Below are 25,768 nucleotides of genomic sequence, written 5' to 3'. Positions count from 1 at the left end.
CTGAGGTCAATCGACCACCTGAACGATGCGACGCGATCGCGGTTCGACCAGCACCGTCTGGCCGTTCACCACGGTGTAGCGATAAGGCGTCATGCCGAACGATTGCGGCACGTCGTAATAGGTCACGCCGGTTTCCGGCAGCACCCCGCCGACGATCACGCGCTCGGAAATCGTGTAGTTAGGCACGCGTTCACGCACGATGTATTCACGGAAGGCCGGCCGCTGGGCGGCAACGATACCTTCGTGTTCGCCGATGACGACCGTGCCGCCGCCGGCAGTGCCGGTGGTGATCGTGGTCTGCGCCTGTGCCACGATCGGGGCGGCCATCGCACCGGCGATCGCCGCAATGGCAAATAGTCTGTTCCGCATGGTCAACTCCTTCGCGAGAAGAGCACCGGCTTTCACCAGCGCATACGATGCGGGGCCAATTCATCGCGTACGGCATTGTTCCGGCAAAATCGCGGCCTCATACGAGGCATTTCTGGGGAATTGTTGCGGAGGCTGGAACCCATTGAAGTCGTGGGCGTCTTGCTATTCCCAAACCGCGCCAGCGGTTAAGTTGCCACCCTCGATCCTCGATTCGATCCCCCACCCATCAGCCGGAGATTTCAATGACCATCAATGCTGCGCACATTTCCCCGATCATCGCCCTGATCGCGGGCGTCTTGATTCTGATTATGCCGCGGTTCCTGAATTTCATCGTCGCCATCTACTTGATCGTGGTCGGTTTGGCCGGCCTCGGCGTGTTCAAGATGTTGAAGTTCTAGCGCGGGAAAGCAGGGTTTCGCGGCTTGCGCGGAACCCTTCAAAGTGGTGTAAGGCGCGCAATCTTCTCATCTTTTCGGATAGTTGGAATCCATGGCCAAAGCCGTCGCGAAGTCCAAGAAGGCTGCAGTGAAATCTGCAGCGAAATCAAAGCCATCGGCCCGGCCCAAGGCCGCCGCCGCTGCCCCTTCCGCCCGCAAGGCGCTGAAGAAGGCCCCGGCCAAGCCGGTCGCCAAGGGTGCAGCCAAGAAGGCTGCGGTTCGCAAGCCGGCCGTCGAGGCGGTAAAATCCGGCAAGTGGGTCTATACTTTCGGGGACGGCAAGGCGGAGGGCAAAGCGGGCCTGCGCGATCTGCTGGGCGGCAAGGGCGCCAACCTCGCCGAAATGGCCAATCTCGGCCTGCCGGTGCCTCCGGGCTTCACCATTCCAACCTCGGTCTGCACCTATTTCTACGCGCACGACAAATCCTATCCCGCCGCACTGAAGGCGCAGGTCGAGAAGGCGCTCGATCACGTCGGCAAGCTGACTGGCAAGGCGTTCGGCGATTCGAAGAATCCGCTTCTGGTGTCGGTTCGCTCCGGCGGCCGCGCCTCGATGCCGGGCATGATGGACACCGTGCTCAATCTCGGCCTCAACGACAAGACGGTCGAAGCGCTCGCCGAGCTCTCCGGCGATCGCCGCTTCGCCTATGACAGCTATCGCCGCTTCATCACGATGTATTCGGACGTGGTGCTCGGCTTCGAGCATCATCATTTCGAGGACATCCTCGACACCTTCAAGGACGGCCAGGGCTATACGCTCGACACCGATCTTTCCGGCGACGACTGGGTCGAACTGGTCGGCAAGTACAAGGAAGCGGTGGCGCGCGAGACCGGCAAGGATTTTCCGCAGGATCCGCACGAGCAATTGTGGGGCGCGATCGGCGCGGTATTCTCATCCTGGATGAATGCGCGTGCGGTGACCTACCGCCGCCTGCACGACATTCCGGAATCCTGGGGCACCGCCGTCAACATTCAGGCCATGGTGTTCGGCAATATGGGCGAGACGTCCGCGACCGGCGTCGCGTTCACGCGCAATCCCTCCACCGGCGAGAGCAAGCTCTACGGCGAATTCCTGATCAACGCGCAAGGTGAGGACGTGGTGGCGGGCATCCGCACGCCGCAGGACATCACCGAGGAAGCGCGCCAGGAATCCGGCTCCGACAAGCCGTCGATGGAAAGCGCGATGCCGGAGGCGTTCAAGGAACTGACGCGGTTCTACACGCTGCTCGAGAAGCACTACCGCGACATGCAGGACATGGAGTTCACGGTCGAGCAGGGCAAATTGTGGATGCTGCAGACCCGCGGCGGCAAGCGCACGGCGAAAGCGGCGCTGCGCATCGCGGTCGAACTCGCCAATGAAGGCCTGATCTCGAAAAAGGACGCGGTGATGCGGATCGATCCGGCTTCGCTGGATCAATTGCTGCATCCGACCATCGATCCCGCCGCCAAGCGCGACGTGATCGCGACCGGCCTGCCGGCTTCGCCCGGCGCCGCATCGGGCGAGATCGTGTTCTCGTCCGATGAAGCCGCCAAGCTGCAGGCCGACGGCCGCAACGTCATCCTGGTGCGGGTCGAAACCAGCCCGGAAGACATTCACGGCATGCACGCCGCTGAAGGCATTCTCACCACTCGCGGCGGCATGACCTCGCACGCCGCCGTGGTCGCGCGTGGCATGGGCAAGCCCTGCGTCTCCGGCTGCGGCGCCATTCGCGTCGACTACGGCCGCGGCACCATGAGCATCGGCTCGCGCACCTTCAAGACCGGCGACGTCATCACCATCGACGGTTCGCTGGGCCAGGTGCTGGCCGGCCGGATGCCGATGATCGAACCGAAACTGTCGGGCGAATTCGGCACCCTGATGGGCTGGGCCGATCAGGTTCGCAAGCTGGGCGTTCGCGTCAACGCCGACACGCCGGAAGATGCACGCACCGCCATCAAGTTCGGCGGTGAGGGCATCGGGCTATGCCGCACCGAGCACATGTTCTTCGAGGAAACCCGCATCCGCACCGTGCGCGAGATGATCCTTTCCGAGGACGAACAGTCGCGCCGTGCGGCGCTATCAAAACTGCTGCCGATGCAGCGCGCGGATTTCGTCGAGCTGTTCGAGATCATGAAGGGGCTGCCCGTCACGATCCGCCTGCTCGATCCGCCGCTGCACGAGTTCCTGCCGCACACCCAGGCCGAGATCGAGGAAGTCGCGCGCGCGATGAACACCGATCCGCGCCGGCTCGCCGATCGCGCCCGCGATCTCGCCGAGTTCAACCCGATGCTGGGCTTCCGCGGCTGCCGCCTCGCCATTGCCTATCCTGAGATCGCCGAGATGCAGGCGCGCGCGATCTTCGAAGCGGCGGTTGAAGCCGAAAAGCGCACCAGCAAGGCCGTCGGCCTCGAGGTGATGGTGCCGCTGATCGCGACCAAGGCCGAGTTCGATCTGGTCAAGGCGCGCATCGACGCCACAGCGCAGTCGGTGATGAAGGAGACCGGCAAGAAGCTCGCTTATCAAGTTGGTACGATGATCGAGTTGCCGCGCGCATGCCTGATGGCCGGCGACGTCGCGCAGACCGCGGAGTTCTTCTCGTTCGGCACCAACGACCTGACCCAGACTACCTACGGCATCAGCCGCGACGACGCGGCGAGCTTCCTCGGCACCTATGTCAGCAAGGGGATCCTGGAGATCGATCCGTTCATCTCGGTCGATCGCGATGGCGTCGGCGAACTCGTGAAGATCGGCGTCGCCCGCGGCCGCAAGACCCGGCCCGGTCTCAAGGTCGGCATTTGCGGCGAGCATGGCGGCGATCCGGCTTCAGTGGCGTTCTGCCACGAGATCGGGCTCGACTACGTCTCGTGCTCGCCCTACCGCGTGCCGATCGCCCGCCTCGCCGCTGCGCAGGCCGCTCTTGGCAAGACGGTTGCGAGCCAGGCGTAAGCCTTCGCAGCAATGAAAACGGCGTCATGCCCGGGCTTGTCCCGGGCATTCGCGTTTTGGTGCACGCGTGAAAGCCGTCATTGCGAGGAGCGCAAGCGACGAAGCAATCCATCCATCCATTATGCCGTGAGATGGATTGCTTCGCTTCGCTCGCAATGACGGTGAAACTTCGGTCTCGCAGATTTCCTCGACATTTCGGCAGGACGCGCCGCTATGCACGCAAAGATGCGAAAGAGAAACTTGCGCGGAAATTTCTTCATCATCTTCGTTGACGAGATGTTTACCACTTTCATCGAGTGGCCATTTACCAACACTTCTCATGCGATCCGCGAAAATCTCGCGAAGTCTTGCGTGTAGCACGCAGGCCACGCCGATTAACTCCCCGGCAACCTAAATTCGATACCAACAAAAAAGGTCGAATTGCACGGATGTACTGAAGTTCGATCGTGTAAGCGTTGCGTGAGCGTACAATGTTTGTGTTGCGTAGCCAGCCGAAGGGCGCGCGGTTCGCGTCCTTCGGCCTCGGTCTCTGCGTCTTCGCATTGATGCCGACCGAGATCGGATATCAGGATATCGCTTCGCTGCTGGCGCGCCAGCCCGGCGTCGCCGAGCGCTGGCAGAAGCGGGTGTTCTCCTCCGCCGGCACCATCCAGGTCGCGACATTCAGCTTCGGCCGTCCGATCGGAACCTCGTCACCGCAAACGGCAACCTACCGCCTCGCCAGTCTCGACAATCAGGGCATCGACATCACAGGATCCGTGACGCGCAATCCGCTCGTCGCTCCGCCGCCGCGTTATCATGCCGCCGATTTTCCCAAGGTCGATCGCACGCTGAAAGGCGATCGCCTCATTGTGACGCCGCCCCCTGCGGAAACAGCAAGCCCCGCCGAGCGCGCGCCGGTGACCGAGGATCCCGCGACATCGAATACATCGGTCAAGGGCGCCAAGACCGCCGGGACGGCGCCGTCCGTCGAGCGCGCGCCGCTCGATCCCGAGCTGCAGGCCGCGCTGAGCGCGCCGCCGCTGCCGCAATTCGACATGTCGCTGTCGCTCGAAACCCGACCTCAGGACGATCTCAAGATTGTTCCGGAAAAGCGCGAGGCCGCGCGCGCGCCTGCGCCGCCGCGCGATGGTTTCTCCTTCAAGACCTCGAGCCTGTTCTTTGGTTCGTCGCTTGGTTCGCCCGAAAGCATCGAGCGCTGGCAGCCCGGCGAAGAGCCTGTCATCGTGATGCCGGGCGCGATTCCCGATCCCGACATGAAGGTGATGGCCTCGCTTCCGGTCGATGCCGATGGTCCGGTGCGGGCCGGCGAGATGGGCGAGAGCGTTGCGCCGAAGGGCGAGGTCAATTCCGACAACCAGCGCGCCAAGACGCCCGCCGAACGTCTCGGCCTGTTCGACGAAAAGTCGCGCGCCAAGTCGGAGAAGTGTCTGGCTGAAGCCATCTACTTCGAAGCCCGCGGCGAAGCGGTGCGGGGCCAGATGGCGGTGGCGCAGGTGGTGCTGAACCGCGCCTTCTCCGGCAAATATCCGGAAACCGTGTGCGGCGTGGTCTACCAGAACAAGCATCGCCATTTGGCCTGCCAGTTCACCTTCGCCTGCGACAACAACAAGGACGTCATTCGCGAACCCGACATGTGGGAGCGCGCAAAGAAGATCGCGAAGGCGATGCTCGACGGCCAGCTCTGGCTGCCGGAAGTCGACAAGTCGACGCACTACCACGCCTATTGGGTGCGGCCGTCCTGGGTCAATGAAATGAAGAAGATGTACAAGACCGGCGTACACACCTTCTACCGGCCGCGCGCCTGGGGCAACGGCAGCGACGCGCCGAGCTGGGGAAGCCAGGCCGAAACCGCGGCGATCTCCGCCAAGCTCGCCGAAGCCGCACAAAGCTCGGCCGAGCAGGTCAGCGCGAAGCGGTAACGACGTCGTCCTGTAGCCCGGATGAAGCGAAGCGAAATCCGGGGCCGGTTGCCCCGCGTTTGAGACGGTCCCGGATTGCGCTTCGCTCCATCCGGGCTACGCCCTACGGCAAAAATTGTTCTCCCTGATGGTCCGATTGCACTCGCCGATTTTGCAGGGCTGCCCTGCAGCGAGAATTTTTGCATCGCGCCCCTTGGGCTTTTCATGCAGATGCATTAACTCATCCTAACATTTCGGCTGGCGGTTCCAGGCGCCGATCGATCAGGGGAAACACATGGCTGTAACGACCGGCGACCTTCGTCCATCTTCCGGCCTTGGCACCTGGCGGACGCCGCTCGTTATCATCATCTGCGGCTGCGCGATCGCGCTGTTGAGCTTCGGGCCGCGCTCGAGCCTCGGCTTTTTCGTCCAGCCGATGAGCCGCGATTTCGCCTGGGGACGCGACGTGTTCGGCCTCGCGCTGGCGCTGCAGAACCTGTTGTGGGGCCTGGGCCAGCCGATCGCGGGCGCTATCGCCGATCGCTTCGGCATCCTGCGTGTGATGATCGTCGGTGCGCTGCTCTATGCCGGCGGTCTGCTCCTGATGCGTTATTCGACGGCGCCGCTTTCGCTCGATCTCGGCGCCGGCGTCCTGATCGGCTTCGGTCTATCCGGCTGTTCGTTCAATTTGGTGCTCTCGGCATTCAGCAAGCTCTTGCCGCCCGAGAAGCGCGGCTTTGCGCTCGGCGCCGGCACCGCGGCCGGCTCGTTCGGGCAATTCCTGTTCGCGCCGTTCGGCGTCGCGATGATCGACAATTTCGGCTGGGAGGCGGCGCTGACGGTGTTCGCTCTGCTGATGCTGCTGATCGTGCCGCTCTCGCTCGCGATCGCGACGCCGCCTTCGACGTCGTCGAACGAGCCTGTTGGCGACCAGCAATCGTTCAAGACCGCGCTGGCGGAGGCGTTCGGCCATCGCTCCTATGTTCTATTGGTGCTCGGCTTCTTCACCTGCGGCTTCCAACTCGCCTTCATCACCGTGCATCTGCCGGCCTATCTCGCCGATCGCGGCGTCGCGGCGTGGACCGGCGGCTGGGTGGTCGCGGCCATCGGTCTCTTCAACATCATCGGCTCGCTCAGCGTCGGCTGGCTGCAGAACAAATATCCGAAGCGTTATATCCTCTCGATCATCTACTTTGCCCGCGCGCTGTCGATCATGGCGTTCATCTCGTTTCCGATTACTACCTTCTCGGCGATCGTATTCGGCGCCGCTACCGGCCTGACCTGGCTCTCGACGGTGCCGCCGACCTCGGCGCTGGTGGCGCTGATGTTCGGCACCCGCTGGTTCGCCACACTGTACGGCTTCGCCTTCGTCAGCCATCAGGTCGGCGGCTTCCTCGGGGTCTGGCTCGGCGGCGTGGTGTTCGAGCAGTTCGGCTCCTACACGCCGATCTGGTGGCTCTCGATCGTGTTCGGCGTGCTGTCGGCGCTGATCAACCTGCCGATCGTCGAACAGCCGGTCGCGCGCCCGGTTGCACAACCCGCCTGATGCGGTAAACACTCCGACAGAGAAAAGTCCGGGGAGTTTGCCGTGGGAACATTCAAGGCCATCAGGATCGACAAGGCGGAGAAGGGCACCACCGTCGCACTGACGCAGTTCGACGAAGCCGAATTGATGGAAGGCGACGTCTCGGTTGCGGTCGAGTGGTCAACGCTGAACTACAAGGATGGGCTGGCCGTTACCGGCAAGGCCCCGGTGGTGCGACGCTTCCCGATGATCGCCGGCATCGATTTCGCCGGCACTGTCGAACAATCCTCACACCCGGCGTGGAAGGCCGGCGACAAGGTCGTCTGCAACGGCTGGGGCATGGGCGAGACCCATCTCGGCGCCTATGCCGAAAAGGCCCGCGTCAAGGGTGACTGGCTGGTGCGACTGCCGGAAAACATCTCGACGCGCGAAGCGATGGCGATCGGCACCGCCGGCTACACCGCGATGCTGTCGGTGCTGGCGCTGGAGAAGCATGGCCTGACGCCTGCGAGCGGCCCTGTCGTGGTGACCGGCGCCGCCGGCGGCGTCGGCTCGGTCGCCACCGCCGTGCTCTCGAAGCTCGGCTACCACGTCATCGCATCCACCGGGCGGATGTCGGAAGCCGATTATCTCAAGGGTCTCGGCGCCGCCGAGGTGATCGACCGTGCCGAGCTCGCCGGGCCCGCCAAGCCGCTGGCGAAGGAGCGCTGGGCGGGCGGCGTCGACAGCGTCGGCTCAACCACGCTCGCCAACCTGCTTTCGATGACGAAATATGGCGGCGCCATTGCCGCCTGCGGGCTTGCGGCCGGCATGGACCTGCCGTCCTCGGTCGCGCCTTTCATTTTACGTGGGGTGTGCCTTCTGGGCATCGATTCCGTGATGTGTCCGTTGCCCCAGCGCAAGCTTGCCTGGAACCGTCTTGCCAGCGATTTGGATAAGGGTAAACTGGCTGAAATTACTCAGGAAATAACCCTCGACCAAGTCATTGGAACCGGTGCACAAATCCTCGCCGGCCAGGTCCGCGGTCGAATCGTGGTAAAAATTCTCTAACGGCGTTCAGACTTTACCAACCAACCTGCTCCAATGTTGCCACGGTTGGTATGGTAAGCACGGGGTAAAGGCGGGCGCCCGCGCTATTGTTAAGTTGGAGTAGCTGCATGCTTGCGCGTTTGGTTCTGGGGGCCGTCACGGCCAGTGCGATGATTGTTCCTGCGCTGGCCGGGAGCATGAATGCCGACGAGGCGCGCAGGTTTGTGAACGGCAAGGTTTTCGCCTTCACCTGTTTCGACGGCACCCGTGGTGCCGGCCGCATTCTCGATGATCTCGGCGCAGCCGGTTCGGTCCAATTCGCCGGCTCGGGCCCGATCCGCCACGTACGCCTGCCCGGCAACACGCTGCAGATTCGCGGTCAGGCCGTCTGCGCTTCGATCAAGGGTCTTCCGTTCGAGCCGTGCTTCAATCTCGACAAGCGCGACGATCGCTCGTTCCGCGGCTCGGTCTCGGGCATGGGTTTCGCCTATTGCGACTTCCGCCATCAGGGAGCCTCGCAGATGCTGATGGCGCGCTCCGTGGCGCGACCGCGCTCGCTGCATCGTCGGGAGGAGCCGCGCCCGACGGCTGACGCACGTGCCGAGGTAACGGCGCGGGTCGAAACGCCGGCGGTCGAGAGCGCCAAGCTCGAGCCGGTGAAGTCCGAGCCCAAGGCTGAACCGGCGAAGTCCGAAGCGGCCAAGGCCGAGGGCGCCCCGGAACTGCGCCGCTCGACCGATTGATCGCGCAATACCGCCTGCGCCAGGACGGCAAATAAGCCGCCTTGGGATCGGAACGCTGCTGACCCGAGAGCCGCCGTGCGGCCCGTGATTCACCCGGGCATCCCGCCTTGTCCGGCGCAGGCGAGCCCGTAGTCATACGGGCTGGCGGATTCATGTCCTGGTAGCGAATCTCATTCCAAGTGGTGACCGGCAGAGAAGGCCGGGGGCGGTCAAACCCATGAGATCAATCATGCCGCTGTATTTTTTTCGGATCAGCCACGGCCGGTACGCGGGCGCGTCCGATCAGGGGTCCGAATTCGAAAGCCGCGAGGCCGCCTGGACCGAGATGACCAAGGTCTGCGGCAACCTCCTCGGCAGCCTTTCGCGCGGCCTGAAACAGAATGCCGAATGGCAGATGGAGCTTCTGGACGAAGCCAAGAAGCCGGTTTTCCGAATTCGTCTTGTCTCCGAATCCGTTAGTTAGCGCTCAATCAAGCGTGCGCCCCCGCACCCGGTAATTTTACGGAGCTCCAAGTTAACCATCGCTTGGAACCTGATGCGTACCGTTGCCGAATATTCCCGGCGCATCGAAGTTTGACGGCAATTCCTCATAATTCAGCGGCGCCCGTCTCCAACGCTTGAGAGAGCTAACATGTCCGCACTTTCCATCCGCGCCAAAGTCATTGCCGTGATCGCATTAATGCTGATTGCGATGTCCGGCATGGGCCTTTTGGCGATCCGCAGCATGCAGGTGATCAACGCCCATACGGTGGAAATCGCCTCGAGCTGGCTTCCGAGCGTCCGGGTGCTCGGCGAACTGCGCGCGGATATCAATCTGTTCCGTGTTGCGCTCCGTGCCCATGTCATGGCGGAAACGCTGGAGGCGAAAGCCGCCAACGACAAGAGGTTGGCCGGCATCCTCGAAAGGATCGCGAAGGATCGCAAGGCTTACGAGCCGTTGATTTCCACTCCCGAGGAGCGCTCGATTTACGAGAACTGGTCGCGCGCCTGGGACAAGTATATCACCGGCGTCCAGGAGGTGATCGAGCTGTCGCGCCAGAGCATCGGGCGGATTCCCACTGAGGCGAGCGAAGCCATCTCCAAGAAGGTTGCGGTCATTGCCGCCGAATCCGATGCGTTCCTCGAGAAGGGCATCAATCTCAACAACACGGGTGCGGACACCGCAACCCGGCAGGCCGCCGAAGGTTACAATTCTGCATTCTGGCTCGTGTTGAGCATTGTCGCTGCTGTCATCATCGGCGGCGTCGGCGTGGGGATGTACCTGGTCCGCGACCTCTCGAGCGGTATTGCCTGCATCGTGAAGCCGATGCAGGCGCTGGGAAGCGGCGACCTGAGCGCCGCAGTGACGCGTCGCGGTGAGAAGACCGAAATCGGCGCCATGGCGGACGCCTTGCAGGTATTCAAGGATGCACTGATCGCCAAGAAGACCGCCGATGAGGCCGCCGCCCGCGATGCCGAAGCCAAGATCGAGCGCGGCCGTCGTGTTGACGGCATCACGCGGGACTTCGAAGCTATGATCGGCGAGATCGTCGAAACCGTTTCTTCGGCCTCGACCGAACTGGAGGCGTCTGCAGGCACGCTGAGTTCGACCGCTGAGCGCGCGCAGGAACTCGCCACCACCGTCTCGGCAGCCTCGGAAGAGGCCTCCACCAACGTGCAGTCGGTCGCATCCGCCACCGAGGAAATGGCGTCCTCGGTCAACGAGATCAGCCGGCAGGTGCAGGAATCCGCGCGGATGGCCAGCGAAGCCGTGGATCAGGCGTCAAGGACCAACGATCGGGTCGGCGAATTGTCGAAAGCCGCCGCCCGCATCGGCGACGTGATCGAGCTCATCAACAACATCGCGGGCCAGACCAACCTGCTTGCACTCAACGCCACCATCGAGGCGGCGCGCGCCGGCGAAGCCGGCCGTGGCTTCGCGGTCGTCGCGTCCGAAGTGAAGGCGCTGGCCGAACAGACCGCCAAGGCCACCGGCGAGATCGGTCAGCAAATCACCGGTATCCAGTCTGCGACCCAGGATTCGGTCGGCGCCATCCAGGAGATCTCGGGCACCATCGGAAAGCTGTCGGAAATTTCCTCGGCGATCGCGGCTGCCGTGGAAGAGCAGGGCGCGGCGACGCAGGAAATCTCCCGCAACGTGCAGCAGGCGGCGCAGGGGACGCAGATGGTCTCCGCCAACATCACCGACGTGCAGCGCGGCGCAACCGAGACGGAGACCGCCTCGTCACACGTTCTCTCCGCCGCGCAGCTGCTGTCGGGCGACAGCAACCGTCTCAAGATCGAGGTCGCCAAATTCCTCGAGTCGGTGCGCGCCGCCTGACCGTTCAGCTTCCCGTTGGTGCAGCCGGCGCAGGCGGCGGCGATGCCGCTTGCCTGCGGAACAGGATCCGCTGGTACAGCCAGCCGATCGCCACCAGCACCAGGCCGAGGCACATGAAGGACAGCGCACGGTAGACACCCGTGAGCGTCGACATGTCGATCAGGAAGGCTTTCAGGATCGTCAGCGCGATGACGACCGCCGACGCCAGCCGCGCGCGCTGCGAGTTGAAGAGAATACCGATGCCGAGCATGACGACGCCGAACGCCAGGTACGCGATCGAGTAGGTGTATTGCTCGGCGCCGGTGGTCGGGCCGTGGGCCATGATTGGGCCGTGATAGATCCTCCGGATTTCAAACGTCACGTAAGCGAGCGCGAGAATGAGCGCGCCTGCCGCGATCGTGTTGGCGTAGGCGACCGGACGCCGTCCCGCCACAGCATAGGACAACAGCAGCGCGAGCACCGCGGGCAGGGCGTAGCCGAGCAGCAGCAGGTTGATGACGGTGCCGCCGACATCGATCGACCAGAGAATCGGATTTTCCAGCCCCAACAACCCGAACAACGCCGCCAGGCCGGCAAACACTGTGAGGAGAATCGCGCCGGCGTTGTGAATCACGCTGCCGGTACGGATGCGCAGGCGCTCGAGCCCGATTGCCATCGCCAGCGCCACGCAGACCTGCAACGCAATCTCGGTGAGGCCAGCGCTCTGGCTATAGACGTCGCCCTGATTGACGACATGGCGGATTTCCATGAACGCCAGCAACACCGTGAACAGGATCGCTGCCGCCTCCACCGTCCGCAGTGGCCCGTCATCGCCGCCACGGCGCAGGAAGATGCTGCCGGCCCAGAACGAGAGCGCCGGAATGCCATAGCCCCACAACAGCCAGTTGAAGATCGGCGTGGTGCCGACGGCGCTGCCCACGATGCGCGGATCGTCAGCGATCCGCAGCACCACGATCGCAGCCAGGATCGCGGCCAGCGAGCGCAAGAACGGAATCGGCCGCTGCGTCGAAATCCACGCGGTACCTGCCGACATCAACGCCAGCGCAATTGTGAGCCAGCCTTTTTCCAGCGCGAATGTTAGCGCCAGCGCCAGCGCGGCGAGTGAACCGGTCGCAAACAGCGCGATCGAAGCCTGCAATCCCGGACGGTCCTCGCGCTTAGAGAGGATCTCGGTCGCGGCGGCATAGGCCACAGCCAGCACGACCGCGAGAATCGCAAACGGGATCGAGCGGTCGAGATGCGCGATGCGGGCGTAGAGCGCGACCAGCAGCGCCAGCGGCGTGAACACCGCGGCGGCCGACCAGATCACCGGTATGACCGGCCCCGCGAAGCGGCCCTGCGCGAGGAATCCCGCCACGCCAAAGCCTGCGGCGAAGATCGCGGCCGATATCAGGTGCAGCGACACCGATCCGTCCGAGGGATTCGGTCCAATACCCGCCAGCGGCCCGCCGGGCAGCACCAGCATGTCGGGATTGGCGCGAACGGCCCATTCGGCGAAAACGACGAAGACCAGCACCGCGGCGGCTCCGACCGCGCCGGCGGCGGCATCGCTGCGCCAGGCGACCAGGAGGCTGCCGGCCACCAGGAGGCCGAATACGATCATCGCGGTGTCGGCATGAAAACTACTCAGCACGATCAAGGTTGCGCCGAGCAGATAGGCCGCGAGCGAGCCGGATGAGATCGGCTCGACCTGGCCCTCGTCGGCGGGCGGACCGAACATGAAACCGCACACCACGAGCAATGCGGCGAGAATGAAACCGGCGAGCACGTGGAATGCATGCGGGCCGACCATCGATGGACCGCATTGCAGGCAAGGGAACGTCCACAACAGCGCGAACGCGATCGTCGTGACTGCGAGCCAGCGCCACAGCCTGACGCGTGCAAGGCCGAAAGCGGCTGCGGTGACGATGGCGAGATAGATGTAGAGCGCCCAGAAGTCCGGCTTGCCGGACGAGACCAGGACCGGCGTGACGAATGCGCCGACGACGCCAAGACCGGCGAGCGCCGGCCCGTGCAGCAGCGCCGCGGCCAGCGTGCCCAGCGCCACCAGTCCCAGCAGGATGAATGCGGTGGCCGGCACCAGGAAGCCGTACAGCGCATAGGCCGCATACACCGTGGCGAACGCCACTGCCGTTCCGGCGGCCGTCAGAATGGCCGGGATATTGGCGATCGGCAGCGCTGCGATGGAAGACACGCTCTCCTTGCGGCGCGTCCACTCGCCGGCCCCGAGCAGGGCCAGCGCGAACAGGCCGCCCAGCATCGTGCGGACGCCCGGGCCGAGCAGGCCGGCCTCGATCGAATAGCGCACCATGAAGAAGCCTCCGAGCGCCAGCGTCAGCCCGCCGATCCATACCACCCAGCGGGTGCCGATCGTTTCCTCGAAGCCGCGATCGGGCTGTGGCAACGGTGGCGGCGCGGGCGGCGGCGCGCCGGCAGCTTGCTCTGCAGCCTCAGGCGTTGCGGCAGGCGCAATGGATTCCGTATCCGGAATGATTGGTGGCGGCTCCGGTGCGACCCCGGATGAAGCCGACGGTCGACTCTGCTCGAACTCCTGCAACGGTGGTAGCGGCGGAGGCACGGCGGTGGTAGCGGCCGCCGCCAGTTTCTCTATCAAATCCAGCCGCTCGCGGAGCTCGGCAACCTGGTTAATGGCCTTTCGCGCGAAGACCAGGGCGACGATCGCGATCGCGATCGGCGCGAAGAAAAAAACGAAGGGTTCGTCGAACATCAGGCCTCCAGGCGGGCGCATCAAAGCATTAACCGGCCCACGTCAGCGGCCCGGCTGCATTCCTGTGTGGGGCTTTGTCCGCTAAAAGTTCAAATCAAGCCCGTGAGGCAGTGTCGCACGCTTCGCAGCAAGGGATATGGCATTTTCGTGCCATATCCCTCAGGAGCGCACAGGTTCTATTCCAGATCGAGCTGGAAGGGCCGACCTTCGATCGTCATGCTGCCGGGGCCCATTTCGTCGAGTGCGCGCAGCATTCGGCCCTCGCGCCCCAGCGCCCTGTCGGCGAGGCTGACGATCAGCCGGTTGGGGGAAGCGATCGGGGAGCGGGCACGAATCTGCCGGGCAATCTCGATCTCGTCGCGGTGCGGATTGAGCGCGCAGGCAGCCGCAAAGGCGCTCGCCGTCGAGCGGCTGATGCCGGCATAGCAATGCACCACCATCGGCGCACTGCGGTCCCAGCCACGGACGAAATTCAGCACCCTTTCGATATGATGATCTGCCGGCGCAACAAAGCCGTCCATCTGCTCGGTGATGTCGTCCATCGACACTCTCAGATGGTTGGCCTCGAGCACCGAAGCTGGGCGCAGCACCTGGTCGACATTGGCCATCACGGTGAGAATGTGGCTGGCGCCGGTGGCTCTTACGGTCTCGGGAAGTGCGGCAAGCGAACAGACGTGAAGCATGGCGATCCCTTGAAGCGTTCCCTGATAGGTCTCTTTTGGTGCAATTATAGGCCCGCGCGTGGGGCGGTGAAAGCAGGTTTGCGCGGGGCAATCAACCGAGCAGCAGCTTGAATCGCGCCAAAAACTGCTTCTCTGCCCGGGCCGCGGTCCACGGCGTCAGATAGTCGCGCACCGTGGCCTCGGGTAGGCCGGGGTCCCTGCCGAACAGGCGCTTCGCTTCGCTTTCCGAAAATCCGGCCAGATGGGTGGCTTCGAGATAGGCCGCCCCGCGATCTGCCGCCTTGATGGCTTTGGTGATTTCATCGGCGAGATCAGGCGGCAGGCCGAAGCGAATATGGATCGCCGCCAGCAGGCGCTTCTCCACCACCTTGTAGTCGCCGCCGAGCACCGCCTTGAACGGCGAGATCATGTCGCCGATGACATATTCCGGCGCGTCGTGCAGCAGCGCTGCAATCCGGAAGCGGACGTCGACGCGCGGCATCTGCTCGCGCATCACGGTTTCCACCAGCAGCGTGTGCTGCGCCACCGAGAAAATATGCGCGCCGCTGGTCTGGCCGTTCCAGCGCGCCACGCGCGCCAGGCCATGCGCGATGTCGGCGATCTCGATATCGAGCGGGGAGGGATCCAGCAGATCGAGCCGCCGCCCCGACAGCATCCGCTGCCAGGCGCGGTTGGCGATGCTGGTCGATTTTCGCGCCGTCATTTGGCCTTGAGGCGGGGCTTGCGAAGTTTGCCGCTGCAGTTCTCGTGGCAGAAACACGTGACCAGATGATCGTTGACCATGCCGGTGGCCTGCATGAAGGCGTAGACGATGGTCGGACCGACGAATTTGAAGCCGCGCGCGCCGAGCTCCTTTGAAATCTTGACCGAGACGGGCGTCGAGGCCGGCACGCTGGCGGTGGTCTTGAACTGGTTGACGACAGGCTTGCCGTCGACGAAGTCCCACAGGAATTTCGAGAAGCCCGCGCCTTCCATGATCTTCAGATAGGCCTTGGCGCTGTTGACGGCGCCTTCGATCTTGGCGCGGTTACGCACGATGCCGGCATCGTTCATCAACGCGTGGACCTTCTTGTCGCTGTAGCGCGCGATCTTTTCCGGCTGGAAATCGTCGAACGCTTTGCGGAAGTTTTCGCGCTTGCGCAGAATCGTGATCCACGACAGCCCGGCCTGAAAGCCGTCGAGGATCAGCTTTTCATAGAGCGCCCGGTCGTCGTACTCAGGCACGCCCCATTCGGTGTCGTGATAGGCCATGTAGAACGGGTCTTCGCCCGGCCACGGGCACCGCATCTTGCCGTCGGGGTGCAGGCGCGCGGATCGGCTCATAGGAATTTGCTCATGCGACGGTCTGCTTCGGCGGGGTGCGAACGTCGTTCGGATCGGTCAGCCGGATCGCAAGGCCACCGGCCGTCAACGCAAGTCCCGCATCGAGCGCGTCGGCAACGCGATCGATCCGGACCAGCGCGAGGCCGTGGCCGCCGGCGGTCGATCCCATGGTGCCGACCTGCTTGTCGCCGCCGAGAACGGCAACGCCGGTCTCCGGCGAAAAGTCCTCGAGCGTGACCCGCACGATCCGGGTGCGCGCGGTGCCGCGATGCTGCATCCGCGACACCACTTCCTGTCCGACATAGCAGCCCTTGTCGAAATCGACGCCGTGCAGGCGATCCATGTTGGTCTCGTGCGGAAATGCGTCGCTGTACATGAAGTCGAGCCCGCCGCGCGGCACGCCCGAGGCGATGCGATGGGCCTCATAGGCCTCGCTGTCGACGAGATCGGCGCCGATCAGGTCGGCCACCTTCTGCTTGAGATCTTCGGGCACGAGAATCCGCCAGCCCAGCGCCTCAAGCCGCGGATCGGCAAAAGCCAGATCGGGCTTCGTCGCGGGCTCGCCGTCCCATACCGCCAGCACGCCCATGCTGTCGGAGATGTTCTCCACCGCGACCTTGGCGCGCAGCTTGTAGAAGCCAAGCTTGTCGGCGAGGTTCTGCGCCAGCGCGCGGGGCGCATCGATCAGGAAGCCGCCGCCATGGCCGGCCGGGGCTTCGGTGATCAGGAAGTCGAACGTGATCTTGCCCTGCGGCGTCAACAGCGCACCGAACCGGCCAAGGCCGGGCTGCAGCGGCGTGACGTCTGTGGTGACGAGGCCGTTGAGGAAGGTGCGGGCATCCTCACCGCTGACCTTGACCACGCCCCGGTCCGGAAGAAACGCTGCTTTCATAAGATAAATCGGCCTCTTTTGACGTGTTTTTGAAGTTCCTGGGGAAACGCAGGTGACGGATATCCCATGCGAAGTTAAGGCGCTAAGGTGCCGCCAACAAGGCCTGTGCGAGAGCCTCAGGCGGGCGTAAGGATCTTTGAAGCTCCGATGAATCAACGATTTGACACCATTCTAAAATCCGGCACCGTGGTCAATCAGGACGGCGAGGGCATCCGCGATATCGGCATCTCCAATGGCCGGATCGCCGCGATCGGCGGGCTGGGACAGGCTTCCGCCGGCGAGACGATCGACTGCAAGGGCCTGCACATCCTGCCCGGTGTGATGGACACGCAGGTTCATTTCCGCGAGCCCGGGCTGACGCACAAGGAAGATCTTGAAACCGGATCGCGCAGCGCCGTGATGGGCGGCGTCACCGCGGTGTTCGAGATGCCGAACACCAACCCGCTCACAGTCACCGAGGAGACGTTCACCGCCAAGATCAAGGCTGGCCACCATCGCATGCATTGCGATTTTGCGTTCTTTATCGGAGGCACCCGCGAAAACGTTCAGGATTTGCCTGAGCTTGAACGCGCACCAGGCTGCGCAGGCGTGAAGGTATTTATCGGCTCCTCCACCGGTGCGTTGCTGGTCGAGGACGACGAAAGCCTGCGACGCATATTTCAGGTGATCCGCCGCCGCGCCGCCTTTCACGCCGAGGACGAATATCGCCTCAACGAGCGCAAGCCGATCCGCGTCGAGGGCGATCCGCGCTCGCATCCGGTGTGGCGCGACGAGACCGCCGCTCTGATGGCGACCCAGCGGCTGGTCAATCTTGCGCGCGAAACGGGAAAGCGCATCCACGTCCTGCATATCTCCACCAAACAGGAGATCGAGTATCTGCGCGACCACAAGGATGTCGCCTCCTGCGAGGCGACGCCGCATCACCTCACCATGGTGGCGCCCGAATGCTACGAGCGGCTCGGCACGCTTGCGCAGATGAATCCACCGGTGCGCTCGGCCGATCACCGCGACGGCATCTGGTACGGCATCGAGCAGGGCATCATCGACGTGCTCGGCTCCGACCACGCGCCACATACCCTTGAGGAAAAGGCCAAGACCTATCCCGCTTCACCCTCTGGCATGACCGGGGTGCAGACGCTGGTGCCGCTGATGCTGGACCACGTCAATGCCGGGCGGTTGTCGCTGGCGCGCTTCGTCGATCTGACGAGCGCCGGCCCCGCGCGTCTCTACAACATCGCCTGCAAGGGCCGCATCGCGGCGGGTTATGACGCCGACTTCACCATCGTCGATCTCAAGCGAAGCGAGACCATCACCAATAAATGGATCGCCTCGCGCGCGGGCTGGACGCCCTATGACGGCGTGCGCGTCACCGGCTGGCCGGTCGGCACCTTCGTGCGCGGCAGCCGCGTGATGTGGCAGGGCGAGGTGACGATGCCGTCAACCGGCGAGCCGGTGCAGTTCCTGGAGACGCTGAAGGCGTGAGAGTTTCTGCTGTCGGGCGAGGGCAGGGCGTTGCGCCAACCACAGTCGTCGTCACCCGCGAAGGCGGGTGATCCAGTATTCCAGAGACGATAGCGATTGAACCGAGAGGCCGCGGCGTACTGGGTCGCCCGGTCAAGCCGGGCGATGACAGCTTGAGGCTTGGCGCGAGTTCCTACTGCTTCGCGAGCTTCAGCGAAAACTCGCCGTTGCGCACGCGCGCCGAGAGACCTTCCGCGAACTTCGCCACCGCATCCTCGCCGTAGGTCGAGACCAGTTCGGCCAGCGCCGTGAACAGGCTTGCCTGCGCGAGGCAGTCGCCATCGACGCCCTCGTGCCGCGCTTCCGCCCAGGCTTCGTTCAAGTAGCTCAGGGCAGTCTGCTTCTGCTCGAGGTCGGGAAGCGGGTCGCGGGCGATCGAGAAGGAGGCTGGGCGGCTCATGAAGCTCAACGAAATCTGCGCGCGAACCAGGGCGGAACGCATCCTAACGCGACAAGCTGTAGCATGCGCCGCGGGTGCGCCTAGGTCACATCTTTAGGAAAGGTTAACGGCGCTGCACGAATTTCGGGCGGCGACAAAGTTCCCGCGCGTTTCACGGAATGCAATCGAGAATCGCGGCCGGCGTCGCGCAAACATGCTGCGCGCCGGCCTCCAGCAACTCGTCCCGGCTGCCGTAGCCGTACAATACGCCGATGCCCTTCATGCCGTTGTTCTTGGCGCCGATCATGTCGTGGCTGCGGTCGCCGATCATCAGGGTTTTGGCGGGATCGACCGACGTCTCCTTCAGCGCGTATTCCAGCAGATGCGACTTTTCCACGCGGGTGCCGTCGAGCTCGGCACCGAACACGCGCTCGAAATGATGGCGCAGGCCGAAATGGTCGATGATGCGGTCGGCGAACACGTGCGCCTTGCTGGTGGCGACGAACAGCCGGTGGCCGGACGCGCGGAGCGTCGTCAGCACCTCGCTGATGCCGTCGTAAACGCGGTTCTCATAGAGGCCGACGTCGGAAAATCGCTCACGGTAGAGCGCGACCGCGCGATCGGCGGAGTGATCGCCGCCGAGCAATCTCACAAAGCTCGTGCGCAGCGGCGGGCCGATGCACCAGGTCAGTTCGTCCTCGGTCGGCATCGTGGGATGATCGAGCCTTTGCAGCGCGTATTGGATCGAACGGGTGATGCCCGGCTTGGGGTCCGTCAGCGTTCCGTCGAGGTCGAAATAGATCGTGTCCATGGTTCAATTCGCGTAGCGCGCGGTGAGGTCGCGCGAAATCTTCGAGCCTTCCTCGATATACCTGCGGATCGCAACGGTGGCTGCGGGCGTGCAGGTCCGGTAGGTCTGCTGGAAGCCATTATAGCCCCGGTTGAAGCCCGCGATCATGCGGGCGCGGCGGTCGCCGGAAGGGGTTTCGGCGTCGATCAGCGCCTGCATTTCGTTGCGCCATTTCGCCCCTTCATTGGAGCCGCAAATGCCCCGGAGATAGTGCAGGGTGCCGAGAATCTCGGCCAGCCGCTGCAGGTCGCCGTCAAACGGCGCGGCGGCATCCTGGGCCCGCGCGGGGGCCACATGGAACGCCGAGATGAGGATGAGGGCGGCGAGGGCGTGCTTGAGCATTTGAGGGCCGATATGCCCCCTCAATACGCCCGAGGCAAGGTGTGAGGCCCTGGAACGGCCGCCTGGACCAGCTTCCGGGCGGCCTCGATGACATCCAGGAGGCCGCCGGTTACCTTGAGGTCGCCGAGCGCATCCGGCGCCAGCCATTTGAAATCGTCGTGCTCGTCGTTCAGGACTGGCTCTCTGGCCGTCCAGCGTGCGGCGAATGACATGATCACGTAGTGCCCGCCGCTTCCGCCGGCCCCGGGCAGCACTTCGCGCCAGCCGGCCAGGCCCAGAATCTCGATTTTCAGGCCGGTTTCCTCATCCACCTCGCGGTGAAGCGCTGACTGCACGGATTCGCCGAATTCGACCCGGCCGCCGGGGAACGAGTAGAATCCCTTGCCGGGCGAGCGGGCGCGGCGGACCAGCAGGACCTTGCCGTCACGGAAGATCGCGCCGCTGACGGCAAGCTGGGGGTGGGTCGGCTGGACAGGGGAAGCCAAGGGGTGATCCGGTAAGCAGGGAACTTGCTGTGATCATGCCCGATCGGTTCGCGCAGGTCTAATGCGGCGGGTGGATGCGAAGCGTGGGGTGGCTAGTTCGACATGACCGCTTCGACGTCGTTCTCGGCGTTGCCGTTGATGATGCCGCCGGCCAGCGCCACCAGCGGCTTGACCCAGGCGGTGGCTTGCTCGGCCAGCGTGGAGCGGGTCTTGTCCTGCTGGGCCTCGCGCATCGCCTGGCCCACCGCGGTCAGGATCGAGGTCATGGTAGCCGTGAGATTGTCGAAATGGGCACGGACCTTGGGGTCGGCGCATTCATAGGCCTCGATCGCGAGGTCGCGGGCCTTGAAGTTGGAGGCCCAGAAATGCTCGGCGTAGGACAGCGGGGTCCAGGTGAGGAAATCCTCCGCGCATTCCGGCATGTCCGGAACCATTTCGAGCAACATGATGGCTTCGTTGAAATGATTCAGGTAGTCGGTGGCGAGCCCGGTGCGCGGATTGATATTGGCCGCGCGCAGTTGCTCCGCACGCGCCTCGTCGATACGGGCCGTCGTCGGTGGTGGCATCGGGCGATCGGATCGAACTTCTGTGGCGGCCATGGAGGTCATCTGTTCCACTGTTAACATCTGGGGTTAACACACGTTAAACAGCGGCTTATCCTGGTCAGATAATGTGCGGACGTTTTGTAATTACCTCGCCACCCGAAGCGCTCCGGCAGATATTCGGCTATATCGAGCAGCCTAATTTCCCGCCGCGGTATAATATCGCGCCTACTCAGCCAGTTCCGGTTGTGATTCTGGAAAATGGCGGCCGCCATTTCCGGCTGATGCGCTGGGGACTGATTCCGTCGTGGGTGAAGGATCCCCGTAAATTTACGCTGCTGATCAACGCGCGCTCCGAGACGATTCTCGATAAGCCTGCGTTCAAGAATGCCATCAAGCGGCGGCGGTGTCTGATTCCGGCCGACGGCTATTACGAATGGCAGGATGCGAGCGGCCGCAAGCGGCCGTTTTTCATCCATCGCCGCGATGGCCGTCCCGTGGGTTTTGCCGCGCTTGCTGAAACCTGGATGGGGCCGAACGGCGAGGAGACCGACAGCGTCGCCATCGTCACCGCACCGGCCAGCCGCGATCTCGCCGTGCTGCATCACCGCGTGCCCGTGACGATCGCGCCTGAGGAATTCGAACGCTGGCTCGACGGCCGCACCAACGACGCCGAGGATGTGATGCCGCTGCTGCGTGGGCCGGCCGAAGGCGAGTTCGCCTGGCACGAGATTTCCACCCGCGTCAATCGCGTCGTCAATGACGACGCGCAATTGGTGCTGCCGATCACCGACGAAGAGCGGGCGGCGGAGGAGCCGAAGCCTGCGAAGCGGGCTGCGTCGCGCAAGGCGACGGCGGCGCCGGAAGATGACGGGCAGGGCTCGTTGTTTTGAAGCGCAGTATTTGTAGGGTGGGCAAAGCGAAGCGTGCCCACCATCCGGCCCAAAATCGTAAGAATGGTGGGCACGCTGCGCTTTGCCCACCCTACGGTTCTCACTTAAAAATACTCAGCGCGGCGTACTGCAGCAGCATGATGGTTTTCGCATCCACGATGCGGCCATCTGATATCATCGCGAGCGCCTGATCGATCGGCAGTTCCAGCACCTCGATGTCCTCGCCTTCGTCGGCGAGCCCGCCGCCGTCGCCGATCCGCATCACCGCTTCATATTCGGCGACGAAGAAGTGCAGTTTCTCGGTGACCGCACCCGGGCTCATGAAGGCTTCGAATATCTTGCGGACCTCGCCCAGCCGGTAGCCGATTTCTTCCTCGGCCTCCGCGCGAATGCGCTCCTCCGGCGAAGCGTCGTCGAGCATGCCGGCGGCGGCCTCGATCATGAAATCGTCGTGACCGGCACGGTAGGGCGGCAGCCGGAACTGCCGCGTCAGCACAACGCTGCGGCTGGCGAGATTATAGGGCAACAGCGTCGCGGCATGACCGCGCTCAAACACTTCCCGCTTCTGCGTCTGCCATTCGCCGTTGCCGCGGCGATAGTCGAACTCGACTTCCTCCAGCCGATAATGCCGGTCGGAGAGCACATGGACGTTCTTGACGCGGACGCGATCGGAGATGGTCATGGAAATCCTTCAGCTCACCGCGGCGGCTCGCGGCCGTCGAGCCATTTGGCGAACACGATGGTCTGGGCCTCTTCGTAGCCGATCGACTGATAGAACGCGGCGACGCCGGCGTTTTCGCGCCGAACCAGCAATTGCAGTTTTGGAATGCCGGTCGCGCGCAGCCAGTCCTCGGCTGCGTTCATGATGGCGCGGCCATAGCCTTTCGCACGAAGCTTGGGATCTGCGGCGACGTAATAGACCCAGCCGCGATGGCCGTCATGGCCGACCATCACGGTCGCCACGATCGCGTCACCGTCGCGGCCGATCAGGATTGTTGAATTCGGCTCGCGCCGGGCGAGCGCGATGTCGGCGGCGGGATCGTTCCACGGCCGCGTCAGGCCGCAGGCCTGCCACAGCGCGATGACAGCGGCGACGTCGGCATCCGCAATGTCGGCGACGGCGAGCGCGGGAATCGTCTTCGTCACAGGCACAATCACAACACCTTGCCCGGATTCATGATGCCCAAGGGATCCAGCATCGCCTTGACGCCGCGCATCAGCTCGATCGCGACCTTGTCTTTCACGTCGGGCAGTTCGTCGCGCTTGAGCACGCCGATGCCGTGCTCGGCGGAAATCGATCCGCCCATCCGCAGCACGATCGCAAACACGACCTCGTTGACCTCGTGCCAGCGCGACATGAAGTCGGCCGTGTTGCCGCCGATCGGCTGACTGACATTGTAGTGGATGTTGCCGTCGCCGAGGTGGCCGAACGGCACCGGCCGTGAGCCCGGAATCAGCTTCACGACGGCTGCGTTGGCTTCTTCGATGAAATCAGGCACGGCCGCGACCGGCACCGAGATATCATGCTTGATCGAGCCGCCTTCCGGCTTCTGCGCCGCCGACATCTCGTCGCGCAGTTTCCAGAACCCGGCGCGCTGGGAAAGACTCGCCGCGATCACGGCGTCGTCGACGATGCCTTCCTCCATGCCCTTGGCGAGGATGGACTCCAGCGCCGCGCTGGCGTCGTCGCGCGAGGACGACAACTCCATCAGCACGTACCAGGGATGCTTGCTCTCCAGGGGATCGCGGATGTCGATGCCGTGGCGCAGACTGAAGTCGACGGCGATGTCGGCGAGCAATTCGAAACTCGTGAGGCTGCCACCGGCCTCGTTCTGCGAGATCGACAGCAACTTCAGCGCCTCTGCCGGCGATTTGAGGCCGACATAGGCGGTCTCCACCGCGTGCGGCTTCGGAAACAGTTTTAGCGTCGCCGCGGTGATGATGCCGAGCGTGCCCTCGGCGCCGATGAAGAGGTTGCGCAAATCGTAGCCGGTATTGTCCTTCTTCAGCTTCGAGAGCCCGTTCAGGATCCGGCCATCGGCGAGCACCACCTCCAGCCCGAGCGCCATCTCGCGCGCCACGCCATACGCCAAGGCGGCGGTGCCGCCGGCATTGGTGGAGAGATTGCCGCCGATGGTGCAGCTTCCTTCCGCGCCGAGCGACAGCGGGAACAGGCGGTCGACTTCAGCCGCGCGCTGCTGCGCGATCTGCAGCACTACGCCGGCCTCGCACGTCATGGTGTTGGAAGCGGGATCGATCTCGCGGATCTTGTCCAGCCGCCGCAGCGAGACGACGACCTCGCCATGATGCGGGGTCTGGCCGCCGACGAGGCCGGTGTTGCCGCCCTGCGGCACCAGCGCGATTTTGTGCTCGCTGGCGAGTTTGCAGATCGCGGACACTTCCGCCGTCGAGCCGGGCCGCAACACCAAGGGCGAGCGGCCATGAAACAGGTCGCGTTCCTCGGTGACGTAGGGCGCGATATCGGCGGCATCGGTCACGGCATATTTGTCGCCGACAACAGCACGAAATTTCGCGATCAACTCGGGAGGGAGAGGCGGCACGGCGCCCTGAACGATATTCATTGTCGTCTTCTCTTTTTCTTTCATTCCCGCCCGTTCATTCTCGCCCGACTGCTGCGCGGCGCAGCCGGTCGTTGATGGCTTCGCCCAATCCCTCGTTCGGAATCGACATCACCGCGATGGTGTGCAGGCCTTTGCCGTCGAGCGCGCGAAGATGGCCGAACAGGTTGGCGGCAGCCTCGTCGAGATCGCCACGCTCCGACAGATTCATCACCACGGAGGCGGCGTCAATTCCCGAAATTGCTCCGAGCCCAAACGCGAGCAATGCCTCGCCGGGCTCCAGCCGTTGCGCGTTGAGGCGCACGCGCGCGCGCGGCGCGTAATGGGACGCCAGCATGCCTGGCGCCAGCGGTTGCCCGCTGTCGCTCTCAGTATCCGCCGGCGGCTGCACCAACGCGCGGCCCAGCACGCGCTCGATCTCCGCGCGTGGCACGCCGCCGGGGCGCAACAGCATCGGCTCATCGAAGCAGCCGACGATCGTGGATTCGACGCCGACGGCGACCGGTCCGCCGTCGACGATCAGGTCGATCCGGCCCGCAAGGTCGCTCTGCACATGGGCTGCGGTGGTCGGCGAGACGTGGCCGGAGAGATTCGCCGATGGCGCCACCACGGGGCCGCCGAAAGCCCGCAGGATGTCGCGCGCCACAGGGTGGGCCGGTATCCGGATCGCGACCGTGTCGAGGCCGGCGGTGGCGAGGTCGGCCACCGCGCAATTCGGCGTCTTGGGCAGCACCAGCGTCAGCGGGCCTGGCCAGAATGCCTCGGCAAGCGCCGTCGCCGGCGCATCAAAGCGCGCGATCTGCCGCGCGGCGTCGATATCGCCGACATGGGCGATCAGCGGATTGAAAGCCGGCCGGCCCTTGGCCTGGTAGAGGTGGGCGATCGCGGCCGGATTGGTGGCGTCGGCGCCGAGGCCATAGACGGTCTCGGTCGGAAACGCGACCAGGCCGCCCTCGGCCAGGATACGCGCCGCAGCCGCCACGGCGGCCTCGCCGGCGGGCAAAATCTGGGTTTTCAGGCGAACATCCACTGTGATTAATTTCCTTAAATCGGCTGCTTGCGGTGACCGAAACCCAAGGCTATAAGCCGCGTTCCAAGTCGGAGTGTGGCTCAGCCCGGTAGAGCACTGCGTTCGGGACGCAGGGGTCGCAGGTTCGAATCCTGCCACTCCGACCATTAGATCAATCACTTAAGCCCACCGCCGATTTCTCCAACCCCAGATTAATCCAAGATATTGATTGACCTGAACACGTAGCAGGTCGTCAAGGAGCCCGTTTCGAAGGGTAGCCATCTTTTTCCCG

The 25,768-nt window shown here is 64.0% G+C and carries 26 protein-coding genes and 1 tRNA gene; 11 read left to right on the top strand and 16 right to left on the bottom strand.

What is annotated here, in order from left to right; translation table 11 throughout:
- Window positions 1-6 precede the first annotated feature (6 nt).
- Window positions 7-369, bottom strand: a complete 363-nt coding sequence (locus KIP88_RS03930; RefSeq protein ID WP_214486521.1) for a DUF1236 domain-containing protein — start codon at window positions 367-369, stop codon at window positions 7-9.
- A 242-nt stretch (window positions 370-611) separates the two neighbouring features.
- Here KIP88_RS03930 and KIP88_RS03925 point away from each other — a divergent pair, with 242 nt between their 5' ends.
- Window positions 612-767 (top strand): DUF3096 domain-containing protein, encoded by a 156-nt coding sequence (locus tag KIP88_RS03925; protein WP_214486520.1) that lies wholly within the window; start codon window positions 612-614, stop codon window positions 765-767.
- Between the two features lie 91 nt (window positions 768-858).
- Complete coding sequence (gene ppdK, locus KIP88_RS03920) at window positions 859-3,732, top strand: pyruvate, phosphate dikinase (RefSeq protein ID WP_214486519.1); 2,874 nt, start codon at window positions 859-861, stop codon at window positions 3,730-3,732.
- A 24-nt stretch (window positions 3,733-3,756) separates the two neighbouring features.
- Here ppdK and KIP88_RS03915 read toward each other — a convergent pair whose 3' ends face one another.
- Window positions 3,757-4,101, bottom strand: a complete 345-nt coding sequence (locus tag KIP88_RS03915; protein WP_214486518.1) for a hypothetical protein — start codon at window positions 4,099-4,101, stop codon at window positions 3,757-3,759.
- A 101-nt stretch (window positions 4,102-4,202) separates the two neighbouring features.
- Between KIP88_RS03915 and KIP88_RS03910 the strand changes: the two genes are divergently transcribed.
- The 6 genes from KIP88_RS03910 to KIP88_RS03885 all read left to right on the top strand — a co-directional run bounded on the left by KIP88_RS03910 (window position 4,203) and on the right by KIP88_RS03885 (window position 11,250).
- Window positions 4,203-5,654, top strand: a complete 1,452-nt coding sequence (locus KIP88_RS03910) for a cell wall hydrolase (RefSeq protein ID WP_214486517.1) — start codon at window positions 4,203-4,205, stop codon at window positions 5,652-5,654.
- 274 nt (window positions 5,655-5,928) lie between these two features.
- Window positions 5,929-7,179 carry an MFS transporter gene (locus KIP88_RS03905; protein ID WP_214486516.1) on the top strand — a complete coding sequence of 417 codons (1,251 nt, stop codon included), beginning with the start codon at window positions 5,929-5,931 and terminating at the stop codon, window positions 7,177-7,179.
- Window positions 7,180-7,221: 42 nt separating this feature from the next.
- Window positions 7,222-8,208, top strand: coding sequence for an MDR family oxidoreductase (locus KIP88_RS03900; RefSeq protein ID WP_214486515.1), 987 nt, complete (start codon window positions 7,222-7,224; stop codon window positions 8,206-8,208).
- Between the two features lie 107 nt (window positions 8,209-8,315).
- Window positions 8,316-8,930, top strand: a complete 615-nt coding sequence (locus KIP88_RS03895) for a hypothetical protein (RefSeq protein ID WP_214486514.1) — start codon at window positions 8,316-8,318, stop codon at window positions 8,928-8,930.
- Window positions 8,931-9,159: 229 nt separating this feature from the next.
- Entirely contained in the window at window positions 9,160-9,393 is a 234-nt protein-coding gene (locus KIP88_RS03890; protein ID WP_214486513.1) for a hypothetical protein, read from the top strand.
- Between the two features lie 168 nt (window positions 9,394-9,561).
- Window positions 9,562-11,250 carry a methyl-accepting chemotaxis protein gene (locus KIP88_RS03885; protein ID WP_214486512.1) on the top strand — a complete coding sequence of 563 codons (1,689 nt, stop codon included), beginning with the start codon at window positions 9,562-9,564 and terminating at the stop codon, window positions 11,248-11,250.
- Between the two features lie 4 nt (window positions 11,251-11,254).
- Here KIP88_RS03885 and KIP88_RS03880 read toward each other — a convergent pair whose 3' ends face one another.
- The 5 genes from KIP88_RS03880 to KIP88_RS03860 all read right to left on the bottom strand — a co-directional run bounded on the left by KIP88_RS03880 (window position 11,255) and on the right by KIP88_RS03860 (window position 16,876).
- On the bottom strand, window positions 11,255-13,978 hold the full coding sequence (locus KIP88_RS03880) for a DUF2339 domain-containing protein (RefSeq protein WP_214486511.1): 2,724 nt from the start codon (window positions 13,976-13,978) through the stop codon (window positions 11,255-11,257).
- A gap of 176 nt (window positions 13,979-14,154) precedes the next feature.
- Window positions 14,155-14,661, bottom strand: coding sequence for a tyrosine phosphatase family protein (locus tag KIP88_RS03875; RefSeq protein WP_214486510.1), 507 nt, complete (start codon window positions 14,659-14,661; stop codon window positions 14,155-14,157).
- Window positions 14,662-14,752: 91 nt separating this feature from the next.
- Entirely contained in the window at window positions 14,753-15,364 is a 612-nt protein-coding gene (locus KIP88_RS03870) for a YfbR-like 5'-deoxynucleotidase (protein ID WP_214486509.1), read from the bottom strand.
- Complete coding sequence (locus KIP88_RS03865; protein ID WP_214486508.1) at window positions 15,361-15,984, bottom strand: DNA-3-methyladenine glycosylase I; 624 nt, start codon at window positions 15,982-15,984, stop codon at window positions 15,361-15,363. The genes KIP88_RS03870 and KIP88_RS03865 overlap by 4 nt, the downstream gene beginning before the upstream one ends.
- Window positions 15,985-15,994: 10 nt before the next feature.
- Entirely contained in the window at window positions 15,995-16,876 is an 882-nt protein-coding gene (locus tag KIP88_RS03860; protein WP_214486507.1) for a folate-binding protein YgfZ, read from the bottom strand.
- A gap of 147 nt (window positions 16,877-17,023) precedes the next feature.
- On the opposite strand from KIP88_RS03860, the gene KIP88_RS03855 reads away from it, so the two are divergent.
- Complete coding sequence (locus KIP88_RS03855; protein ID WP_214486506.1) at window positions 17,024-18,358, top strand: dihydroorotase; 1,335 nt, start codon at window positions 17,024-17,026, stop codon at window positions 18,356-18,358.
- Window positions 18,359-18,530: 172 nt separating this feature from the next.
- Here KIP88_RS03855 and KIP88_RS03850 read toward each other — a convergent pair whose 3' ends face one another.
- From KIP88_RS03850 to KIP88_RS03830, 5 genes are all read right to left on the bottom strand, one after another.
- Window positions 18,531-18,797, bottom strand: a complete 267-nt coding sequence (locus tag KIP88_RS03850; protein ID WP_214486505.1) for a hypothetical protein — start codon at window positions 18,795-18,797, stop codon at window positions 18,531-18,533.
- Window positions 18,798-18,948: 151 nt separating this feature from the next.
- Window positions 18,949-19,587, bottom strand: coding sequence for an HAD family hydrolase (locus KIP88_RS03845; protein WP_214486504.1), 639 nt, complete (start codon window positions 19,585-19,587; stop codon window positions 18,949-18,951).
- Window positions 19,588-19,590: 3 nt separating this feature from the next.
- Window positions 19,591-19,968 (bottom strand): TIGR02301 family protein, encoded by a 378-nt coding sequence (locus KIP88_RS03840; protein ID WP_214486503.1) that lies wholly within the window; start codon window positions 19,966-19,968, stop codon window positions 19,591-19,593.
- Between the two features lie 20 nt (window positions 19,969-19,988).
- Window positions 19,989-20,453, bottom strand: a complete 465-nt coding sequence (locus tag KIP88_RS03835) for an NUDIX hydrolase (RefSeq protein WP_214486502.1) — start codon at window positions 20,451-20,453, stop codon at window positions 19,989-19,991.
- Window positions 20,454-20,545: 92 nt separating this feature from the next.
- Window positions 20,546-21,019 (bottom strand): hypothetical protein, encoded by a 474-nt coding sequence (locus KIP88_RS03830; protein WP_214486642.1) that lies wholly within the window; start codon window positions 21,017-21,019, stop codon window positions 20,546-20,548.
- Between the two features lie 104 nt (window positions 21,020-21,123).
- Here KIP88_RS03830 and KIP88_RS03825 point away from each other — a divergent pair, with 104 nt between their 5' ends.
- Complete coding sequence (locus KIP88_RS03825; protein WP_214486501.1) at window positions 21,124-21,888, top strand: SOS response-associated peptidase; 765 nt, start codon at window positions 21,124-21,126, stop codon at window positions 21,886-21,888.
- A 100-nt stretch (window positions 21,889-21,988) separates the two neighbouring features.
- Here KIP88_RS03825 and KIP88_RS03820 read toward each other — a convergent pair whose 3' ends face one another.
- Genes KIP88_RS03820 through KIP88_RS03805 form a run of 4 tightly spaced genes read right to left on the bottom strand, consistent with a single transcriptional unit; the run spans window position 21,989 to window position 25,497 of the window.
- Window positions 21,989-22,570 (bottom strand): GDP-mannose pyrophosphatase, encoded by a 582-nt coding sequence (locus KIP88_RS03820; RefSeq protein WP_214486500.1) that lies wholly within the window; start codon window positions 22,568-22,570, stop codon window positions 21,989-21,991.
- A gap of 14 nt (window positions 22,571-22,584) precedes the next feature.
- Window positions 22,585-23,034, bottom strand: a complete 450-nt coding sequence (locus KIP88_RS03815) for a GNAT family acetyltransferase (RefSeq protein ID WP_374226420.1) — start codon at window positions 23,032-23,034, stop codon at window positions 22,585-22,587.
- An 8-nt stretch (window positions 23,035-23,042) separates the two neighbouring features.
- Window positions 23,043-24,470 carry an FAD-binding oxidoreductase gene (locus KIP88_RS03810; protein WP_214486499.1) on the bottom strand — a complete coding sequence of 476 codons (1,428 nt, stop codon included), beginning with the start codon at window positions 24,468-24,470 and terminating at the stop codon, window positions 23,043-23,045.
- A gap of 34 nt (window positions 24,471-24,504) precedes the next feature.
- Window positions 24,505-25,497, bottom strand: a complete 993-nt coding sequence (locus KIP88_RS03805) for an L-threonylcarbamoyladenylate synthase (RefSeq protein WP_214486498.1) — start codon at window positions 25,495-25,497, stop codon at window positions 24,505-24,507.
- Window positions 25,498-25,566: 69 nt separating this feature from the next.
- On the opposite strand from KIP88_RS03805, the gene KIP88_RS03800 reads away from it, so the two are divergent.
- Window positions 25,567-25,643 (top strand) — tRNA-Pro (locus KIP88_RS03800).
- Window positions 25,644-25,768 lie beyond the last annotated feature (125 nt).

This window comes from Bradyrhizobium sp. SRL28 (assembly GCF_018596315.1).
Lineage (GTDB): Bacteria > Pseudomonadota > Alphaproteobacteria > Rhizobiales > Xanthobacteraceae > Bradyrhizobium.
Note: the sequence above shows the minus strand (reverse complement) of the source record. Positions and strands in the feature narration are given on the sequence as shown.

What these genes read in the sequence shown, in the direction of transcription:
- KIP88_RS03930 (WP_214486521.1), bottom strand. Translation starts at nt 369, where the DNA reads ATGCGGAACAGACTATTTGCCATTGCGGCGATCGCCGGTGCGATGGCC.
- KIP88_RS03925 (WP_214486520.1), top strand. Translation starts at nt 612, where the DNA reads ATGACCATCAATGCTGCGCACATTTCCCCGATCATCGCCCTGATCGCG.
- ppdK (WP_214486519.1), top strand. Translation starts at nt 859, where the DNA reads ATGGCCAAAGCCGTCGCGAAGTCCAAGAAGGCTGCAGTGAAATCTGCA.
- KIP88_RS03910 (WP_214486517.1), top strand. Translation starts at nt 4,203, where the DNA reads ATGTTTGTGTTGCGTAGCCAGCCGAAGGGCGCGCGGTTCGCGTCCTTC.
- KIP88_RS03905 (WP_214486516.1), top strand. Translation starts at nt 5,929, where the DNA reads ATGGCTGTAACGACCGGCGACCTTCGTCCATCTTCCGGCCTTGGCACC.
- KIP88_RS03895 (WP_214486514.1), top strand. Translation starts at nt 8,316, where the DNA reads ATGCTTGCGCGTTTGGTTCTGGGGGCCGTCACGGCCAGTGCGATGATT.
- KIP88_RS03890 (WP_214486513.1), top strand. Translation starts at nt 9,160, where the DNA reads ATGCCGCTGTATTTTTTTCGGATCAGCCACGGCCGGTACGCGGGCGCG.
- KIP88_RS03885 (WP_214486512.1), top strand. Translation starts at nt 9,562, where the DNA reads ATGTCCGCACTTTCCATCCGCGCCAAAGTCATTGCCGTGATCGCATTA.
- KIP88_RS03880 (WP_214486511.1), bottom strand. Translation starts at nt 13,978, where the DNA reads ATGTTCGACGAACCCTTCGTTTTTTTCTTCGCGCCGATCGCGATCGCG.
- KIP88_RS03875 (WP_214486510.1), bottom strand. Translation starts at nt 14,661, where the DNA reads ATGCTTCACGTCTGTTCGCTTGCCGCACTTCCCGAGACCGTAAGAGCC.
- KIP88_RS03870 (WP_214486509.1), bottom strand. Translation starts at nt 15,364, where the DNA reads ATGACGGCGCGAAAATCGACCAGCATCGCCAACCGCGCCTGGCAGCGG.
- KIP88_RS03865 (WP_214486508.1), bottom strand. Translation starts at nt 15,984, where the DNA reads ATGAGCCGATCCGCGCGCCTGCACCCCGACGGCAAGATGCGGTGCCCG.
- KIP88_RS03860 (WP_214486507.1), bottom strand. Translation starts at nt 16,876, where the DNA reads ATGAAAGCAGCGTTTCTTCCGGACCGGGGCGTGGTCAAGGTCAGCGGT.
- KIP88_RS03855 (WP_214486506.1), top strand. Translation starts at nt 17,024, where the DNA reads ATGAATCAACGATTTGACACCATTCTAAAATCCGGCACCGTGGTCAAT.
- KIP88_RS03850 (WP_214486505.1), bottom strand. Translation starts at nt 18,797, where the DNA reads ATGAGCCGCCCAGCCTCCTTCTCGATCGCCCGCGACCCGCTTCCCGAC.
- KIP88_RS03845 (WP_214486504.1), bottom strand. Translation starts at nt 19,587, where the DNA reads ATGGACACGATCTATTTCGACCTCGACGGAACGCTGACGGACCCCAAG.
- KIP88_RS03840 (WP_214486503.1), bottom strand. Translation starts at nt 19,968, where the DNA reads ATGCTCAAGCACGCCCTCGCCGCCCTCATCCTCATCTCGGCGTTCCAT.
- KIP88_RS03830 (WP_214486642.1), bottom strand. Translation starts at nt 21,019, where the DNA reads ATGCCACCACCGACGACGGCCCGTATCGACGAGGCGCGTGCGGAGCAA.
- KIP88_RS03825 (WP_214486501.1), top strand. Translation starts at nt 21,124, where the DNA reads ATGTGCGGACGTTTTGTAATTACCTCGCCACCCGAAGCGCTCCGGCAG.
- KIP88_RS03820 (WP_214486500.1), bottom strand. Translation starts at nt 22,570, where the DNA reads ATGACCATCTCCGATCGCGTCCGCGTCAAGAACGTCCATGTGCTCTCC.
- KIP88_RS03810 (WP_214486499.1), bottom strand. Translation starts at nt 24,470, where the DNA reads ATGAATATCGTTCAGGGCGCCGTGCCGCCTCTCCCTCCCGAGTTGATC.